This window comes from Croceitalea sp. MTPC5, from assembly GCF_036985505.1.
Taxonomy (GTDB): Bacteria; Bacteroidota; Bacteroidia; order Flavobacteriales; family Flavobacteriaceae; genus Croceitalea.
In genome coordinates this window covers 152,799-171,919 of sequence record NZ_BTGQ01000004.1, presented here as the reverse complement: position 1 = coordinate 171,919, position 19,121 = coordinate 152,799, and the positions used below count along the sequence as shown (strand labels likewise).

Below are 19,121 nucleotides of genomic sequence, written 5' to 3'. Positions count from 1 at the left end.
ACTTTTGCCATCTTAAAATCGATTACAAATCTTAAATATTCATGAGCAAAAAAAGTAAGGTTCAAGAAATTGATGAAGAGTTGGCACAACAAACCGCTGAAACTTCTGAGAAAGATACTGATACAGAGGCCGAGAAAGTAGAGGAAGTCGAGGTTTCCGCCGAAGATGTGCTTAGGGAAGAACTTGCCAAGGAGAAAGATAAGTTTTTAAGGCTTTTTGCTGAATTTGAAAACTTTAAAAAGCGTACTTCAAAAGAGCGTATGGATTTATTCAAGACGGCAGGCCAAGACGTTATCGTTTCCCTACTTCCCGTTATGGATGATTTTGATAGGGCATTGAGGGAAATCGCGAAATCGGAGGACAAAGAAATGTTCAAGGGGGTAGAGCTTATCAATAATAAGTTTCGCGAAACCTTGAAAAACAAAGGTTTGGAAGAGTTGGAAGTAGGTCAGGGTGATACTTTTGATGCAGAAATACATGACGCTGTAACACAAATACCGGCACCTGATAAAAAGTTGAAGGGGAAAATTATCGATGTCATTGAAAAGGGCTTTAAGCTCGGTGACAGGATCATTCGTCACCCGAAAGTCGTGGTAGGCAATTAATAGCATCTTATGAAACAAGATTTTTACGAAATACTTGGCGTTTCCAAAAGCGCATCCGCTGCCGAAATAAAGAAGGCGTATCGCAAAAAGGCCATTGAATACCATCCTGATAAGAATCCTGGGGATTCCAAGGCCGAAGAAATGTTCAAAAAAGCCGCAGAAGCCTATGAGGTACTCGGTGATGCTGACAAGCGGGCAAAATATGATCAATTCGGTCATGCTGCCTTTGAAGGTGGTGGTTTTGGTGGCGGTGGCATGAATATGGATGACATATTCAGTCAATTCGGTGACATCTTCGGAAGTGCATTCGGAGGTGGTGGTTTCGGAGGGTTTGGTGGTTTTGGTGGAGGTCAGCGCCGCGTGAAGGGGAGCAACCTGAGAATTAGGGTAAAGCTTAGCCTTGATGAAATTGCCAATGGTGTTGAGAAGAAAGTAAAAGTACGTCGAAAAGTACAAGCCGATGGGGTTACTTACAAAACCTGTCCTACCTGTAATGGTAGCGGTCAAGTAACGAAAATCACCAATACCATTTTGGGTCGTATGCAAACGGCAACTACCTGTAACACATGTGGTGGTGCTGGGCAATCCATCGATAAGCGCCCAAATGATGCCGATGCACAGGGTTTGAAGGTAGTCGAAGAGACCGTTTCGATTAAAATACCCGCTGGTGTTGAAGAAGGTATGCAGTTGAAGGTCAGTGGTAAAGGTAATGGCGCCCCGGGTAACGGTGTGCCTGGTGACCTCTTGGTGGCTATAGAGACTGAAGAACATTCCACATTGAAACGTGAGGGTGATAACCTGCACTATGATCTCTATATCAGTTTCTCTGAAGCGGTTTTAGGCAGCTCAAAAGAAATTGATTCCATTGGGGGCAAAGTGCGTATAAAGTTAGAACCGGGCATACAGTCTGGTAAGATTTTGAGGTTGCGGGGCAAGGGTATTTCAAGTTTGAATGGTTACGGTAGCGGTGATTTATTGGTACATGTGAACGTCTGGACACCTAAAGAACTGAATCGAGAACAACGTGAGTTCTTTGAAAGAATGCAAAACGACGATAATTTCGTACCCAAACCAGAGAAGTCTGACAAATCATTCTTTGAAAAAGTAAAAGATATGTTCTCTTAAAAGTTTTACTGTTACCAATTAAATAAAAAACGTATATTTGACATTGATACTGTTCAACAGTATCTAATTTTCTTTTTCATAGCAATTTTTTTCCCATCCTTAATCCTTTTAAGGGTGGGTTTTGTTTTTAAGCCTGTTTCAGATATCGTTATCTTTGATAAAAACAAGTGCATGAACCATATTCTTGTTGCCGAAAACGTCTCTAAAAATTTTGGGGGACATACCGCTTTGAGCAACATTTCACTTAAAATACCGGAAAACTGTATCTACGGTCTTTTAGGCCCCAACGGGGCCGGTAAAACCACACTTATCCGTATCATAAACCAGATTACCCATCCCGATTCCGGACGGGTTTTTTTAAATGGGGAACCCTTGGCCCCCCATCATATCGCGACTATAGGATATTTGCCGGAAGAACGAGGTCTTTACAAAAGCATGAAAGTTGGGGAACAGGCACTTTACCTGGCACAATTAAAGGGACTTTCTAAAACCGAGGCCAAGAAGCGCTTATATTATTGGTTCGATCGTTTGGAGATAGGCAATTGGTGGAATAAAAAAATTCAAGAACTCTCAAAGGGTATGGCCCAGAAAATACAATTTATCGTGACGGTACTCCATGAGCCCAAGTTGTTGATTTTTGATGAGCCTTTTAGTGGGTTCGATCCCATAAATGCGAATAAGATAAAAGATGAAATTCTTGAATTAAAGAAAAAGGGAACCTCCATCATATTTTCAACACACCGAATGGAGTCGGTTGAAGAACTTTGTGAATACATTGCATTGTTGCACAAATCTGAAAAGATCTTGGACGGAAAACTTTCTGAAATTAAAAACGCATATAAGAACCACACCTATGCGGTGGGCCTACAACTGAATGAAAACGGAGCGTCTTTATTGGAGGATTTAAAAGCGAAGTTTGCCATTAATGAGAGTACTTTCAATGATGATGAAAAACAACTTGACCTTACTTTAAGGTTACCGAACGAAGATACTTCGGCAGTTTTAAATTACCTATCTTCTAAAGCGAATGTCAATCATTTTCAAGAAATGATACCGTCAGCGAACGATATCTTTATTCAAACCGTCAATTCCAAAAATCAATGAGCAAGCTTAAATTGATTATCATAAGGGAGTATCTGGCAAAAGTCCGTAATAAATCTTTTGTGGTAATGACTTTTTTAAGTCCGATTTTAATGGTGGGCATGATTGTATTGATAGCCTATCTTACAAAACTCAATGATAATGAAAAACGCATCATCACGGTATTGAATGAAAGTGATTACTTTTCGAATTCGTTCTATGCTTCAGAAAGTCTTTCTTATATCGAATTCAAAAATTTAAGCTTTGAAGAAGCTAAAGACTCCACCTTGACAATGGGTACTTATGGTTTGTTGTATATACCGAAAAGGGATGATTTGGAAGCTACGGCAAATTCAACATTTTTATATACTAAAGAGAGTCCCGTAAGTTTGGTACTGCAGCGACTTGACAATATCTTTCAAAATCGATTGCGTCAAAGTAGGTTGCAACAATTAGGGGTGACGGCCAAAGACTTCGCTGATATAGAACAAGACTTTGAATTAAGCACGGCGACATTTGAAGGCCAAAAGAATATTAAAGGTATCAATGAAATCAAGGCCGGTATCGGTGGTGCTTTCGGATATTTGATCATGATGTTCATAATTATCTATGGCGGTTTTGTCATGCGCAGTGTTATTGAAGAAAAGACAAGTCGTATTATTGAGGTGATCATTTCATCAGTGAAACCCTTTCAATTGATGCTCGGTAAAATTATAGGTACTTCTTTGGCGGGCATCACCCAATTTGCCATTTGGATACTTTCGGCGTCTATTTTACTTTTTGTATCGTTATGGATTTTAGATATGGAAATCGACACGATACCTACCAATTCGATGTTGACCACAACTACGTTTACGAATATGGCCACTGCGCAGCCCGAAGTAAGCGATTTAGAATTGTATACCGCAGAGTTTCTTAAGATTCCGTGGGTCTTACTAGTTTGTTCGTTTCTGGTATATTTTGTTTTAGGATACCTTATTTACAGTTCCATTTATGCCGCAATAGGTGCCGCAGTGGATAATGAAACAGATACGCAACAATTTATTTTTCCGATAATCTTACCACTGATGCTTGCTATTTATGTCGGGTTCTTTTCGGTTTTCAGCAATCCCCACGGGCCAATAGCAGTTGGTTTTTCGCTCTTTCCATTGACCTCACCTATAGTGATGTTAATGCGTCTACCGGGTGGCTTGGGTGAAGGTGGTGTACCCATTTGGCAGTTATTGGTCAGTATCACGTTGCTTATCATTACTTTTTTAGGTATTGTGTGGTTTGCGGCGAAGATCTATCGAGTGGGTATTTTGATGTACGGTAAAAAACCGACGTATAGGGAATTATATAAATGGCTTAATTATTAAAATGCAAGATCAAAACCAAGATAACGGACTCGAAGAAATTCTAAAAGAAGATATTTGGGGGTCTGTAAAAGAGTTTCTGGATGCCGGTTTTCATTATGGGGAAGGAGAGCATTCCATTCACATTACAGTAGGCCTACTTTTACTGCTTACATTGGCTTTGGTATTAACGAGTTTCTTTCTGAAATGGTCAAGAAAGTTGTTCACCAGAAAAATGGAGCAAGAAGATAAGTTGAAGTTCATCAGTATCTTCAAGTTTATCAAATATGTGGTCTATGTGGTGGTGATCTTACTGACCATGAGCGCCGCCGGTATTAATGTTACCGTAATACTTACGGCCTCAGCCGCGCTTTTCGTAGGCTTAGGGCTAGCGCTTCAAGAACTTTTTCAAGATATTATCGGGGGTGTTTTCATTATCGTAGACAAATCACTTCGTGTGGGTGATATCGTTGAGGTCAATGGAAAAGTAGGTAAGGTATTTGAAATTAAATTGAGAACGACCCGGGCCCTGACTAGGGACGATAAGGTGATCATAATACCCAATCACAAGTTTATAAGTGATATCATCTACAATTATACCCAGAACCACAAGACCACCCGTGAAAAAGTGAACGTTGGCGTGGCCTATGGTAGTGACATCACTTTGGTCACACAATTACTTGAAGGAATCGTCAATGAACAAAAGGGAATACTGAAAAATCCCAAACCTTTTGTCCTTTTTGAAGACTTTGGGGATTCGGCACTTCTTTTTTCCATAAATTTCTATATCAATGACAGTTTTGGTGACCCTAGGATAAAAAGTGCGATCCGTTATGCTATAGATGCCAAGTTTAGGTCAAATCAAATAACGATTCCATTTCCCCAACGTGATGTCCATTTATTTCAGCACAAACCCACATCAAAAGAATAGGTCAAGGCTTTAAACGAAAGACGTACACTAGGTAAACAATACGATACTTGGTTTTTCCATTTTAAAGATTCTAGGGGATATGGCATTATTATTGAAAGTCACATAACAAAGTTCCGTTGTTCCATGAAAAGGCAAATGGTTACTTTAGAACAAAATTTGAAATAACAATTTTTTAATGAAATGAATATGTCAAAGATATTGGTCATCGAAGACGAGGCGGCAATTAGAAGGGTTTTGGTCAAAATACTAAGTGAAGAGAACGATGCCTATGAGGTTTTCGAGGCTGAAGATGGATTAAAAGGTATTGAGGTTATTAAGAAAGACGACTTCGATTTAGTGCTTTGCGATATTAAAATGCCAAAAATGGATGGGGTCGAGGTATTGGAAGCCGCAAAAAAGCTGAAACCAGAAACCCCATTTATCATGATATCAGGGCATGGTGATCTAGATACGGCGGTCAACACCATGCGTCTAGGTGCCTTTGATTATATTTCAAAACCACCGGATTTAAACAGGTTACTGACAACGGTGCGAAACGCCTTGGATAAAAAGGAATTGGTCGTTGAAAACAAAATTCTTAAGAAGAAGGTCAGTAAGAATTATGAAATGATCGGCGAAAGTCAAGAAATAGGTGCAATCAAGGATATGATTGAAAAAGTGGCACCCACCGATGCACGGGTTTTGATTACCGGTTCGAATGGTACGGGTAAAGAATTGGTAGCGCACTGGGTACATGAAAAAAGTCCCCGCTCCACTGCCCCTTTTATCGAGGTGAATTGTGCGGCAATACCTTCTGAACTTATAGAGAGCGAGCTTTTTGGGCATGTAAAAGGTGCTTTTACGTCAGCCGTAAAAGATAGGGCGGGTAAGTTTGAAGCAGCCAATAAAGGAACCATTTTTCTTGATGAAATAGGTGATATGAGCCTTTCGGCGCAAGCAAAGGTCTTAAGGGCCTTGCAAGAAAACAAGATTTCAAGGGTAGGTAGTGATAAAGATATCAAAGTTGACGTGCGTGTACTCGCTGCGACGAATAAAGATTTGAAGAAGGAAATCGAAGACGGTAAGTTTCGTGAGGACCTTTATCATAGGTTAGCGGTCATTTTAATAAAGGTACCTGCTTTAAATGATAGACGGGACGATATACCATTGTTAATCAACCATTTCTCAAAAAAAATCGCTGATGAACAGGGAGCGGTCACTAAAGATTTTTCCAAAAAGGCCATTGAGCTTTTAAAAAGTTATGATTGGACGGGTAATGTTCGGGAACTTCGTAATGTGGTGGAAAGGCTGATAATCCTTGGTGGAAAGGAGGTAAATGAGGATGATGTCAAATTGTTCGCTGCCAAATGATTATTTGCCAGTACAATCCCCTAAACTTGTCAGGGCATCGAAGGTGATTTGTTTGACCTGGGTATGATAGTATCGCTTGGCTTCAGTAAGTGCCTTATCCTTTAATTTGATGCTGGTCTTTGCATGAATGTCAGAAATAAAGTTGAAGGCGTCCCCGCATTCCACATGATGTACGATTTGATCAAGGGACCCTTTAAATTTAGAAAGGCTATGATCGATAGTTTCTTGAAGTTGTTCCCTTTTTGATAAAAGCACGCCCCCTTGTTCATGAAGCACTTGCTTGGTGTTCATTACGAGCAAGTCATCACTATAATCACTCGCTTCCCCGCTATCAAAGTTTTCCAAAGCAGCAATGCTCAAGAGCGTGCTTTTTAGCGCTATTTTCAAAAAGTCGTTTAAATCTTCAAATGAAGATGCTTTAGTAGCATTTTTTAGACTCTTTTCCGCTTGATTGATGTTGTGTAGGGCATGCTCACAACCACATTCCTTAAAATTACCTTTTGTTTTGTGAATGCCATTTAGGGCCTTGTAAGCATGGTACTTTCCCTTTTCAAGGTTTTTGGATCCCAAGGCCAATCGGGTTTGTTTTTTGATGAATTCCGTATGTTGATTTGCAAAATCGCAGGCACTGTATGTAGTGAACGAAACCAAAAGGCATACTGCCATTATTCCAAAAATAAGGGGAACAAGAAAAGTGGCCTTTAGGTTGATTTTCATTGAAGGTACGATTTGGTCCTATAAAATTAATGACGCGAGGTACCCCATAAAAATTACATCGTTCAAAACCCGATTTTTACCTACAAAATGAAGAAAATCCTTGGATATTCGATGAACGGCCTGAATCGGTCTTTGCAAGTTCTGAATCATCAAAATTGCGTATATTTCAAATTATGGATAAAATAAACATTGGAAAGTATCGGGTTGATGAACCTATTAACATAACTGAACGAGCTACCTATGACGATTTGGGTGTTGATAAAAAAGCCTTGCGCAAGGCGCTGAAAACCGTTAGTAGTGAATTGGCCGAATTTCAAGATACGCTCTACGCCCACGGAAAATATGGTGTTTTGATATGCTTGCAAGGTATGGATACCGCTGGTAAAGACAGTTTGATTCGAGAGGTCTTTAAAGAACTTAATGCCCGGGGTATTGTCGTACATAGTTTTAAAGTACCCACTAAGGTAGAATTGAGGCACGACTATTTATGGCGGCATTACATTGCTTTACCCGAACGCGGAAAATTCAGTGTTTTCAACCGCACGCATTACGAGAATGTTTTGGTCACTAAGGTCCATCCCCACTATATTTTAGGGGAACGTATACCTGGTATTGAAAGTGTTGCCGATATAAATAATGGGTTTTGGGAAAAAAGATATCGCCAAATCAATGATTTTGAACGACACATAGCTGAAAATGGAACTTTGATATTCAAGTTCTTTTTACATCTTTCGAAAGAAGAACAGCGGCAACGTCTTTTACGCAGGCTACGTCTAAAACAAAAAAATTGGAAATTTTCCCCGGGCGATTTAAAAGAGCGCAAACTATGGGATGACTATCAAACCTGTTATCAAGAAGCCATCAATAAAACATCAAAACCACATGCACCATGGCATATTGTTCCGGCTGATGATAAGAATGCGGCAAGGGTTATCGTTGCCACGATTTTATTGGAATCGTTAAAAAAATATAAAGATGTTAAGGTACCCGAGCTAGATGAAGAAATAAAAACTAATTTAGAAACCTTCAAACAAGAATTGGAAAAAGAAAAAGAATGAAAATCCCACTGTTGATGGTCTTCTTCACCGTAAGCACCGTCATTTCCCAAACTACAGACGAAAAGCAGTTGAAAGCCATATATGATATGGCCTTAACCGATGGAAAAGCCTATGATTGGTTGAATCATCTTTCAAATCAAATCGGAGGACGACTTTCGGGATCGGTACAGGCCCAGCAGGCTGTGGAATATACTAAAGAACAACTCGATTCCTTAGGTTTGGATCGTGTATGGTTGCAACCCGTAATGGTTCCTAAATGGGTGCGGGGAACCCCAGAATTCGCCTATATCGAGACAAAACCAGGAATTACCACAAACGTTGCGATTTGCGCATTAGGTGGTTCGGTGGCAACACCAGATGGCGGAATCAAAGCAAAAGTGATTGAAGTAAATGGAATTGAGGATTTGGAAAAATTGGGTAACGAAAAAATCAAGGATAAAATAGTATTCTTCAATCGGCCTATGGATCCTACCCAAATCAGCACCTTTAGTGCCTATTCAGGTTGCGTTGACCAACGCTATTCAGGAGCTGCGGAAGCGGGAAAATATGGGGCACTTGGCGTAATCGTACGTTCTATGAACCTTAGGATCGACGATTATCCGCATACGGGTTCAATGAGTTACGGTGATACTCCCGTTCAAAATAGGATACCGGCTGCTGCCATCAGTACAAAAGCAGCAGAACTTTTGAGTACTACCTTGAAGTTAAACCCGGCGATCAATTTTTATTTTAAGCAAAATTGCAAACAGTTCGATGATGTACAATCCTATAATGTTATCGGTGAATTGAAAGGAACGACGTATCCAGATGAGATTATGGTAGTCGGTGGACATTTGGATTCTTGGGATTTGGGTGATGGTTCACATGATGATGGTGCCGGTGTAGTACAGAGCATGGAAGTACTGCGCTTGATGAAGGCCAATGGCTATAAACCACAACGCACCATTCGGGTCGTTTTGTTCATGAATGAGGAAAATGGACTAAGGGGCGGAAACAAATATGCCGAGGTGGCCAAGGCCAAAAATGAAACCCACATTTTCGCATTGGAAAGTGATGCAGGGGGCTTTACCCCTCGCGGATTTTCATTTGACTGTTCGGATGCGGATTTTGAACAGGTTCAAGGTTGGAAAAAATTGTTTGAGCCTTATCTGATACATATGTTCTTAAGAGGAGGTAGTGGCGCTGACATAGGGCCCTTAAAAGATGAAGGTCTGGTACTTGCAGGCTTAAGGCCAGATTCACAACGCTACTTCGACCATCACCATGCTGAAAACGATACGTTCGAACATGTCAATAAGCGTGAACTTGAATTGGGTAGTGCTACCATGGCAAGTCTGATTTATTTGGTAGATAAATACGGGTTCGGAATACAAAAAAAGGTAAAGGGTTGATCAGCGGCGTTTGAATTTTATCTGAACAGTGGTTTCGCATGATTACTTTGATACTTAGAAAGAAGAAACCCCTACCTTTGCACGCTGCAGAAAAGAACATCAAGTAATTAAAAAATCAAATTATAATAGTATGCAAGACGGTATTTACGCAAAATTCAATACCTCAAAGGGTGAAATCCTAGTAAAATTGACCCACGATAAAACCCCGGGAACGGTTGGTAACTTTGTTGCATTGGCAGAAGGGGAAATGGAAAACGGGGCGAAACCCAAAGGAGAACCCTATTATGACGGATTAAAATTCCATAGGGTAATTCCTGATTTCATGATTCAAGGTGGGTGTCCACAGGGTACCGGTACAGGTAGTCCAGGATACCAGTTTGATGATGAGTTCCATCCAGATTTAACGCATGATGGCCCGGGAGTACTCTCGATGGCGAATGCTGGCCCAGGTAGCAATGGGAGCCAGTTTTTTATTACCCATGTCGCGACCCCTTGGTTAGATAATAAGCATACAGTGTTCGGTCATGTTGAACATGGACAGGAGGTAGTTGATGCCATCACCCAAGGTGATAGTATTGAGAATATGGAAATCATAAGGGTAGGGGCAGAAGCAGAACAGTGGAATGCCATCGAAGCTTTCAAGACATTTGAGGGCGCACGCGAAAAACGAATAGCGGAACAAAAAGCACAAGCTGAAGCTGCCATGGAAAAATTGGCGGCTGGTTTTGAAAAAACCGATTCTGGCCTGCGTTATAAAATGATCCAACAAGGTAATGGAACAAAAGCCGAGAAAGGGAAAACGGTTTCCGTGCACTATGAGGGTAGTTTACCAAACGGCCAGGTTTTTGATTCTTCGTTCAAGAGAAACCAACCTATTGATTTTCAATTAGGTGTTGGTCAGGTTATCGCCGGTTGGGATGAAGGTATTTCTTTATTGCAAGTCGGTGATAAGGCACGATTCGTAATACCTTCCCATTTGGGCTATGGAAGTGCCGGAGCTGGTGGGGTAATTCCACCAGATGCTACTTTGGTCTTTGATGTTGAGTTGATGGGCGTAAAATAGACGGGATAGGTTTATATCCCTAATCCCTTTTTCAAATACTTATTAAAAATAAAAGGCTTCCTTTTTCTCAAAAGGGGGCTTTTTTATTTGGCCCTATTCACACTTAAAAACAAGAGAAATAAGTTGATTGCCACCAAAAATAGTAAAATTGCGAAAAAAGTATTCATTGACCGTGCTAATTATTTTGGGGAACACTTAACAAACAATTGAACGGGGATAAACCCTACTTTATTGTTGTTAAATCTTTTTCGGTGAATTCTTACTCCTTAATTCCATTGACGCTCCAAAACAACAATAATTCGTTGATGAGTAATAAGGCAAAAAGTATCCCAAAGAATGTGGTCATGGTTGTTTTATTTATGGGAGAACTTAAGATTGTTTACTATTAGAGGGCCTTTTTTTGATTTAGTTGCGTAAATCGTTAAACAAAAATCAAAAAAAAGCCCCTGCAATAAAGCGGGGGCTATCTTATAAAAAAGTGTGCTGCTTACCTTAATCTATAACTTGTACATTTACGGCGTTCAATCCTTTTTTACCTTGTTGTAGTTCGAATTCTACAACATCACCTTCGCGAATTTCATCAACTAAGCCTGAAATATGTACAAAGTGATCTGTGTTTGAACCTTCTTCAGTAATAAAGCCGTAGCCCTTTGAATCGTTGAAGAATTTTACTGTTCCTTTACTCATAATAAAAATTAAATAATTAAATAAAGCACAAATGTAAGGCTAAAATATTCATAATGAGGTTTTTTGTTAAAAAATTAGTGTGAACTTAATTTGTGGGATCCGGTGTCATTCGTAGGTAGGGCCTTATTTCTTCAACGCCTTTAGGAAATAGTTCTTTTGCTTCGCCTGTTTCAATGGCGGGGCTTACAACCACCTTTTCACCATTTTGCCAGTTGGCAGGGGTCGCAACCTTATGATATGCGGTTAACTGCAAAGAGTCGATTACCCTTAATAATTCATAAAAATTACGTCCGGTTGAGGCCGGATAGGTTAAAATAAGTTTGATGCTTTTGTCGGGCGCAATAATGAATACCGATCGTACTGTTAAATTATTGTCCGCTTTGGGGTGAATCATGTCGTATAAATCAGCCACTTTTTTATCTTCATCCGCCACGATGGGAAAATTGACCAACGTGTTTTGGGTCTCGTTGATGTCTTTGATCCACTCGCTATGAGACTCCACACCGTCAACACTTAAGGCCATCATTTTTACATTGCGTTTATCAAACTCATCTTTAAATTTGGCTGCAGTGCCAAGTTCCGTAGTACATACTGGTGTAAAATCAGCCGGATGTGAAAATAAAATACCCCACGAATCCCCAAGGTAGTCATACAAATTAAGGGTTCCTTGCGAGGTTTCTGCGGTAAAATCGGGGGCGGTATCGCCTAATCGTAATGTTGCCATTTTTAGTTGTTTTAAATCGTTACATTCTAGTATCCTACAAAATTAGTAGATTAATAATCTTACTTCTGTTAAAGAGTACAAAAAATAGTAAAGTTTTTATGAGGTTCCCATGATGGGAATCATTGTATTAAGAAAGTTTTCTACTTTTAAGGCATGGAAGAAACTACATTGGAAAGATTACGTTATCCGATTGGGAAGTACGAGATTCCCAATCCCATTACTGAAGAACATCTTCAAGAATGGATAGCAATATTAGAACATTTGCCAGAACGGTTGGGGGCGCTGGTAAACCCACTTTCAGAAGTACAATTGGAAACGGCATACCGCCCAGGGGGTTGGACCGTTCGACAGTTGGTCCATCATATTTCTGATAGCCACCACCATAGCTATATTCGATTTAAGTGGGCATTGACGGAGGCCAACCCTACGATCAAACCATATTTTGAGAAAGAATGGGCAAATTTATTCGATGCGAAAACCGCGCCAATACAACTTTCCTTAAATCATTTGACTGCAGTTCATGCCAAATTAGTCTACTTGCTGAAGGGATTGTCTCCTGACGACTTGCAACGGAAATTTACACATCCAGAGGGTAATGAAGAAACGACACTGGCTGAAAATATAGGAAGATATGCATGGCATGGAGGTCACCATTTGGCCCATATTGAACAGTTGATCAAACGGAGTAAGTGGTAATTTAAATTTCGCGGGCCATAAGCCACATGGCTTTTTCACGCTCTAGTGCGTGCGGAAGTTCAATTTGGGCTTCTTTAATAATGCGATAGCCGTACTTTTTATAAAACTCTAAAGGCTTTCCTTTGTGCATAGTGTATAGCCAAACAATATCTTTTGCATGTTTCTTGGCAATGGCATCAACGAATTTCAGTGTTTGTCCCCCAATGCCCAAATTCGAGAATTTTTTCAGAAGGTATAGCTTATTGAGCAGCAGGTTGTTTTGTGATAAAAACAATCCTTTTTTGGCATCAAACGTAAGGTTCAAGATTCCTGTCGGTTCTTTGTCACGCATAATAAGAAATAGTAGTTGCCTTGGATCTTGTATGGCATTTTTCACAACATCTTTTGTTAAATGGGCTTGTATGAAAGGGTAGGGGTCTTGTTTTTCCCAAAGATGCAAATAATGTTCCCTATACGACTGGATGCCGATAGTTATGTATTGGGCCATATTTACAAAGGTGACTGGCTCAAAAGTAATCTGCATTGTTAATCTTCTGATTGTTCACCGCCTTCAGGACCGTAAAAAATAACCCATGTGGAAAAATCCTCACTGAAGTTCTCAAAGCGATGTTTCGTTCTGGCAGGTACGAAAAGAAAATCCCCAGCAGAAAACGTTGTTTTCACTTTTCCATTTATGAACTCACCATATCCAGAGATAATGACATAAATTTCATCCCTTGAATGGGGCTGTTGTTTATCCATCCCTTCAGGTTTGTAAATTTCTACTGATAATGTGCCATGTTCAAACAGATGAAGAAATGGTGCCTCATGTTGATTTAATTTGGCAAGGGCATCCTTCGGGCTAAGTTTCATATAAATTGGGTTTTATCCGTGGGGTTAAGAAATTGCTTTCAACCGGCAATCCATTTAATATTACAACCGATACTGGGCTTTTGATTCGAATTTATTTCCCTTTCCTCTAGTAAGGCATCCATGGCATTACGTAAATCACGACCTGAAAGCGGAATACCGTTGCCAGGTCTCGAATCATCCAATTGTCCACGATACACCAATGCCAAATCAGTATCGAACAGATAAAAATCAGGGGTGCAGGCGGCGTCATAAGCTTTGGCCACTTCTTGTGTCTCATCGTAGAGATACGGAAACGGATAGTTTTCAATTTTTGCAACCTTCTTCATGAGATGTGGTGCATCTTGCGGATAGTTGTTTACATCGTTGCTTGAAATGGCTATAAACGCGATACCCTTTTTTTGGTACTTTTTTGCAAGCTTGCTGATTTCTGGGTTTACATGAATGACAAAAGGACAATGATTACAGATAAACATAACCACGGTACCTTTAATACCCTTTAATTCAGCTAAGCCCATAATTTGTTCGCTTACCGTATCAAAAAGTTTAAAATCAGGTGCTTCCGTACCCAACGGTAACATATTGCTTGGTGTTCTGGCCATCTTGTTTTTAGTGCTAAAGTATGAAATTGAACCTTCAAGTTGACTACTTTTAGCTTAGGGGTCTCTTAAAACACTGATGGGTTATTCCTTATATTTTTCAAACCAAGTCAAAATACTGGCCATTTTGGCAATCAGGTTACTTGGTCTGTTCGCAATGCCATGTGATGCCCCAGGTATGCGTACCATTGCGGTTTCAACACCTTCCAATTTCAGTGCGGTATAAAACTGTTCTGATTCGGCAATCGGTGTTCTATAATCTTGCTCACCCGTCAAAAGCATGGTCGGCGTTGTAACATTGGCAACGTACGAAAGGGGAGACCGTTTAAAGTAATTTTCTGGATCTTCCCATGGTTTTTTTCCGAACCAGTATTTAGCGAAAAATGCGGGATTATCCGCGTAAAGTACAAAGCTGGTCCAATTAATGACCGGCTTTGCGACTACGGCTGCCTTAAAGCGGTCGGTTTTACCCACTATCCAAGCGGTAAGAACCCCACCACCGCTACCACCGGTAACAAAAAGATTGTCTTTATCAACAAAACCTTTGTCGATTACCGCATCCACTCCAGACATTAGATCTTCATAATCGTGATTGGGATAATCATGATGGATAAGATTACCAAATTCTTCCCCATAGCTATCACTACCCCTAGGGTTGGTATATAAGACCACGTACCCTGCCGCTGCGAAGGCCTGTATTTCTGAAGAGTATACATCACCATAACTTAAAAAGGGCCCCCCATGGATCTCAAGGATCAATGGGTATTTTTTCGAAGCATCAAAATTTGGTGGCGTAACCACCCACCCCTGGATCTTTCGTTGATCATAAGAGGACTCCCACCAAATTTCTTCTACGTTACCCAAATTTCGGAATGAAAAAACATCGTCATTAACAAAAGTAAGCCTGCGATTTCCTTTTTTATCGAGAACCCCCAAATCTGAAGGGTGTCGGGTATCTCCCTTTGTGTAGGAGAGTCTTCCGGTCTTTGAAACCGAAAAAGCCCCCGAACTGTAAGGTCTTCCCAATGAAAGTCCCCCTAAGCCACTAACTTTTTCTTTAACGGTACCGGACAATGTGATATGACCCACTTTTGTTTTGCCCTTGTCATTGAATTGAAAGTAAAGTCCATTGCCGTCATCTGCCCACTGCACATTTTGGATGTTTCTATCAAAAGACGACGATAATACTTTTGTTGTTCCACTCTTGATGTCCATTACGTACACATCATTAAGTTGGTATCCTAAAAGTTTATCATCAAGACCAGTATAGGCCAGTTGTGTGCCGTCGGGTGAGACTACTGGGTCGTTGTCTGGCCCATATCGGTCAGTAAGGGCCTTAACACGGTAATTCAATAGGTTCAATTCATAAATTTCACTATTGTTCGGTTCAAAATCTTCATCAGGATTGAAATTAGCGGAGAAATAGAGCGTGTTTCCATCTTTTGACCAAACCGGTGCCCCATGATCGAAGTCAGAATCGGTCAGCTGTTTGGGGGTACCCCCATCAATTGATAGCGTAAAAAGTTCCATGTTGCCTGATTTCAAGTAACCCTGGCCATCACCGCGATAATTCAATTCGTCTATATACGTTGGGGGACTGTTCCAATTGGCCCCTTCCGGTTTCGTGGGCATTTTGATTTTGGTGCCACCTTGCTTAGGTACAAACATGTTAAAGGCCAGTTGCGTATCGTCGTTAGACCAAGAAACTTGGTTCGGTGCCTTTGGCGTATTTGTTAAGACTACGATTTCCTTAGAATCCATCCACATGAGATATAGCTTCATTCTATTATCGGTCATGTTCGATTTAAAGATGATCTTCTTGCCATCATGTGACCAACGGGGGTAGAAATCATTGTGATTGCCTATGGTTATAGGTCTGTTATTGGAGCCATCAAAATTGACCAACCAAATGTTGGACAAATTTTTATCGGTCATGACATCCTTGAAATTGCGAACATAGACCACTTGTGTGCCATCAGGGGAAATTTGGGGGTCTGAGATATATTCCATGTCGAATATATCAATGAGTTCTAGATTTGACTTTTCTTGTGCACCAACAAGATGGACAACGAGCATCATGACAAGGATAACGGGGGTGGTCAGCGTTTTCAAGAGCATTGATTTTAGTTTACTACCCCAAAAGATATGAAATTAATTACATCTTGAGGTTTGTAAAAATATGACTTGGTTCTGTCTAGCCGTCTTCGTCAAGCGCTTACGTATTATTTTAGGCCGTAGAAACCAAGCGTAACCTAAAACAGCATACCAATACAAAAATGGGTATGCTGTTCTATGTGAATCGATCCAGCTTAAAAATAGTGCGGTATTACATCATATCGCCAAAGAAAATAGCGTTCATCAACAGTTTATTGGTGCCATACCAGAAAGCCCTAAAATTCGTGTTGTCGGTGAATAAAATTACCCGACCGTTACCATACCTGGTCGTCTTAAAGGGGACACTGTTTTTTATCAAGGCCGTATTCTCTTCTGAAATATAGCCACTCAATAGCGGATTGTCGGTGTATTGAATAGGATTGTTATAACTCTGTTTGTCAGGCTTAAGATAAATGTTGGTATTTCTGAATAACGCTATTTTGTCATTTTTATAGCCAAAGTTCACGGGGTGCGATCTATCGATATTGGCTTCGAAAATCGCTCCGCCCGTAACCTGGGCGCCCCTAAAATCACCCCTTTGGTCAAACGCAATGTTCTTGGCCACCAAAGTATCTTTCTTGAGTTCAAGTTTCAGAAATTCGTTCTTATGAAACCAATTCGCCGCATTTCTGAAACCTATGACCGTTCCACCTTGCTTCACCCACTCCTTGACTTTTTTCGTCTTGGAATCATTTAGAATGTTACTGCCCCATCCACTCGGAACAATTAAATCAGTATACCTGCTTAAATCAATCCGGCTTAGATTTTTAGTATCGATTTTGGTGATTTTTATATCATAGCGGGTGTCAAAGAGGTGCCATATTTCACCAGCGTCGTAAGAGCGTATGCCATCACCGACCAAAATGGCTACATTTTGTTTTTTGATGGGGTCAAAATCGTTACTACCCAAATCAATACCTTTTGTCAAGCCCGTGGCCACGGCTGTAATCTGGATTTTACTTTCTTTGGCCACTTTCAATAAGAAATCATAAAGCCCGGTGGCATCCAACTTTTGATTTTGTACCGGTATCATAATGGTACCATAATCGTATTGTTTTCCTTCTAAACGGAATGGTGACTTGGCAGTCTTGGCACGTAGTCCTTTTTCTAAAATTGAATTAAGGGCTTTTGGGGTGTAATACTCGTGCCACTCAAACAAATAGGCGTAATTGCTTTTTCCGGTCACGTTACCTTGAATAGGCTCTAGATTCGTAATTTCAGAACCGGCATTGCTTAATGTGGGCAGTTCGGCATAATCGACATTGAATGCCAAAGGAAAGGTCCAGGCCGAAACATCATAAAAAAGACTGTCGGTAAAGGAGGTACGCTTTTCAAACATAGCCCTTATTAATCTCGGATTCTTTTGATTAAGGGGTACCATATAGGCTTTCCCTTTTTTATAGGATTTTCCGTTGACAGTGGCATCGCTTTTCAGTTCATGAAACTTGATTTGATGACGATCTAATATTTCTGCCAGATGCCATGTTTTTGCGGCATCTTTGTGGTCACCGAATAGATATGCCTTTGTTTTGCTTTTAGCGCCTTCGAGGGCAATGTCGTTATAGAATTTTTTCTGGTAGTCCAATATTTTTGTTCGCATGTTATTCGCGGCCTCTATGGTCGATAAGGCAGTGGTGAACTGATTGCGCACCGTAAAGGGAAAGGTCAAGATCCCGTTTTCGCTTTCTTGTATGTGTCCGCGGGAACTCCCTTGCTCAAAAAGAATTCCTATACTTCCATTTACGTCAGGAAAAGTCGAACCCTTACCATAATAGTAATCATCATAATTTTCTTCAGAATAATATAAAGAACCAATTTTATCTAGGGCCTTGGCATGATACGTTCCGATTTCCGCAGTCAACTCTTGATTAATTTTCGGTGTCAGCGGGTGGACCCGTGTAGGTTCACCGGGTTGAAAGAAGAATGTCGAGTTTGTACCCATTTCATGGTGGTCTGTCAAGATATTGGGCAACCATTTATGAAAGGTCTTGATTCTTGCCCGGCTTTCAGGTAATTGAACCGGCAACCAATCACGGTTCATGTCGAACCAATAATGGTTGGTACGGCCACCCGGCCAGACTTCCGCATATTCCCTATCATTTGGATCGGGATTAAGATTGATACTGCGATTTGTGTTTGCCCAGTAGGCAAAACGTTGTAGCCCATCTGGGTTGAAACTGGGATCTAATAAAACCACCATATTATCAAGCATGGTCTCAATTTCAGGCCCTTGGGCTGCGGCTAAATAATAAGCGTAGGCCAATGCGGCATTCGAGCCGCTAGGTTCATTGCCATGAATCGAAAACCCTTGATAGACCACAATGGGCATTTCTGAAGTGTTGAGGCCAGTACCACCATTTTCGGTCAGTGCCACATGGTCTTTACGGATTTGATCTAGGTTTTGATGGTTTTTTGGCGTGGTAATGGTTAATAAGGCAAGAGGCCTTCCCTCAAAGGTTTCCCCCCTAGTTTCAATGGTGATCCGATCGCTCGCTTTGGCGAGGGTCTGCATGTAGAATAGCAACTTATCATGTGTGATGTGCCATTCTCCCACTTCATGACCAATAACGTCTGCAGGTTTTGGAATGGAAGCATCATAACTTATATTTTGGGGCAGGTAATAGTCAAGCGTTACTTCATTCTGCGTAAAGCCAAAACCGGCTAAAAGCAAAAATATTGGAAGTAGTATTTTTTTCATGTTATATGTTTTGAAATTAGTCATGATTAAAAATAAAAAACGACCTGTTCATACAGGCCG

At 40.6% G+C, this 19,121-nt stretch carries 18 protein-coding genes; 10 read left to right on the top strand and 8 right to left on the bottom strand.

Translation table 11 applies throughout. From position 1 onward, the window contains the following. Window positions 1-41: 41 nt before the first annotated feature. The 6 genes from AACM45_RS13490 (at window position 42) to AACM45_RS13465 (ending at window position 6,425) form a co-directional block, all read left to right on the top strand. Window positions 42-605 carry a nucleotide exchange factor GrpE gene (locus AACM45_RS13490; RefSeq protein ID WP_339143340.1) on the top strand — a complete coding sequence of 188 codons (564 nt, stop codon included), beginning with the start codon at window positions 42-44 and terminating at the stop codon, window positions 603-605. Between the two features lie 9 nt (window positions 606-614). After that, window positions 615-1,730 (top strand): molecular chaperone DnaJ, encoded by a 1,116-nt coding sequence (gene dnaJ, locus AACM45_RS13485; RefSeq protein WP_339143338.1) that lies wholly within the window; start codon window positions 615-617, stop codon window positions 1,728-1,730. Window positions 1,731-1,901: 171 nt separating this feature from the next. Beyond that, a complete protein-coding gene (locus AACM45_RS13480) occupies window positions 1,902-2,834 on the top strand; it encodes an ABC transporter ATP-binding protein (protein ID WP_339143337.1) in 933 nt (310 codons plus the stop codon). Beyond that, a complete protein-coding gene (locus AACM45_RS13475; protein WP_339143336.1) occupies window positions 2,831-4,168 on the top strand; it encodes an ABC transporter permease in 1,338 nt (445 codons plus the stop codon). The genes AACM45_RS13480 and AACM45_RS13475 overlap by 4 nt, the downstream gene beginning before the upstream one ends. Before the next feature lies 1 nt (window position 4,169). After that, window positions 4,170-5,075, top strand: coding sequence for a mechanosensitive ion channel family protein (locus tag AACM45_RS13470; RefSeq protein WP_339143335.1), 906 nt, complete (start codon window positions 4,170-4,172; stop codon window positions 5,073-5,075). Between the two features lie 186 nt (window positions 5,076-5,261). Beyond that, on the top strand, window positions 5,262-6,425 hold the full coding sequence (locus AACM45_RS13465; protein WP_339143333.1) for a sigma-54-dependent transcriptional regulator: 1,164 nt from the start codon (window positions 5,262-5,264) through the stop codon (window positions 6,423-6,425). Here AACM45_RS13465 and AACM45_RS13460 read toward each other — a convergent pair whose 3' ends face one another. Further along, entirely contained in the window at window positions 6,426-7,142 is a 717-nt protein-coding gene (locus AACM45_RS13460; RefSeq protein WP_339143332.1) for a hypothetical protein, read from the bottom strand. It lies immediately after the preceding gene. 173 nt (window positions 7,143-7,315) lie between these two features. Between AACM45_RS13460 and AACM45_RS13455 the strand changes: the two genes are divergently transcribed. The 3 genes from AACM45_RS13455 (at window position 7,316) to AACM45_RS13445 (ending at window position 10,654) form a co-directional block, all read left to right on the top strand. Then, window positions 7,316-8,200 carry a PPK2 family polyphosphate kinase gene (locus AACM45_RS13455; RefSeq protein ID WP_339143331.1) on the top strand — a complete coding sequence of 295 codons (885 nt, stop codon included), beginning with the start codon at window positions 7,316-7,318 and terminating at the stop codon, window positions 8,198-8,200. Then, window positions 8,197-9,591 carry a M20/M25/M40 family metallo-hydrolase gene (locus tag AACM45_RS13450; protein WP_339143330.1) on the top strand — a complete coding sequence of 465 codons (1,395 nt, stop codon included), beginning with the start codon at window positions 8,197-8,199 and terminating at the stop codon, window positions 9,589-9,591. The genes AACM45_RS13455 and AACM45_RS13450 overlap by 4 nt, the downstream gene beginning before the upstream one ends. Window positions 9,592-9,721: 130 nt before the next feature. Then, the gene (locus AACM45_RS13445; RefSeq protein ID WP_339143329.1) at window positions 9,722-10,654 is read left to right on the top strand and encodes a peptidylprolyl isomerase; all 933 of its coding nucleotides are present in this window, start codon (window positions 9,722-9,724) and stop codon (window positions 10,652-10,654) included. Between the two features lie 492 nt (window positions 10,655-11,146). Here AACM45_RS13445 and AACM45_RS13440 read toward each other — a convergent pair whose 3' ends face one another. Beyond that, window positions 11,147-11,341, bottom strand: a complete 195-nt coding sequence (locus AACM45_RS13440; RefSeq protein WP_130611308.1) for a cold-shock protein — start codon at window positions 11,339-11,341, stop codon at window positions 11,147-11,149. An 85-nt stretch (window positions 11,342-11,426) separates the two neighbouring features. Next, entirely contained in the window at window positions 11,427-12,065 is a 639-nt protein-coding gene (locus AACM45_RS13435; protein ID WP_339143326.1) for a peroxiredoxin, read from the bottom strand. A 153-nt stretch (window positions 12,066-12,218) separates the two neighbouring features. Here AACM45_RS13435 and AACM45_RS13430 point away from each other — a divergent pair, with 153 nt between their 5' ends. Then, complete coding sequence (locus AACM45_RS13430; protein ID WP_339143325.1) at window positions 12,219-12,761, top strand: YfiT family bacillithiol transferase; 543 nt, start codon at window positions 12,219-12,221, stop codon at window positions 12,759-12,761. Between the two features lies 1 nt (window position 12,762). Here AACM45_RS13430 and AACM45_RS13425 read toward each other — a convergent pair whose 3' ends face one another. The 5 genes from AACM45_RS13425 to AACM45_RS13405 all read right to left on the bottom strand — a co-directional run bounded on the left by AACM45_RS13425 (window position 12,763) and on the right by AACM45_RS13405 (window position 19,061). Continuing rightward, window positions 12,763-13,284 (bottom strand): GNAT family N-acetyltransferase, encoded by a 522-nt coding sequence (locus AACM45_RS13425; protein ID WP_339143324.1) that lies wholly within the window; start codon window positions 13,282-13,284, stop codon window positions 12,763-12,765. Window positions 13,285-13,286: 2 nt separating this feature from the next. Next, window positions 13,287-13,613, bottom strand: coding sequence for a cupin domain-containing protein (locus tag AACM45_RS13420; RefSeq protein ID WP_339143323.1), 327 nt, complete (start codon window positions 13,611-13,613; stop codon window positions 13,287-13,289). Between the two features lie 38 nt (window positions 13,614-13,651). After that, a complete protein-coding gene (locus AACM45_RS13415) occupies window positions 13,652-14,212 on the bottom strand; it encodes a thioredoxin family protein (protein WP_339143322.1) in 561 nt (186 codons plus the stop codon). 81 nt (window positions 14,213-14,293) lie between these two features. Next, window positions 14,294-16,327, bottom strand: coding sequence for a S9 family peptidase (locus AACM45_RS13410; RefSeq protein WP_339143321.1), 2,034 nt, complete (start codon window positions 16,325-16,327; stop codon window positions 14,294-14,296). Window positions 16,328-16,535: 208 nt separating this feature from the next. Continuing rightward, entirely contained in the window at window positions 16,536-19,061 is a 2,526-nt protein-coding gene (locus AACM45_RS13405) for a M14 family zinc carboxypeptidase (protein WP_339143320.1), read from the bottom strand. Window positions 19,062-19,121: the final 60 nt, after the last annotated feature.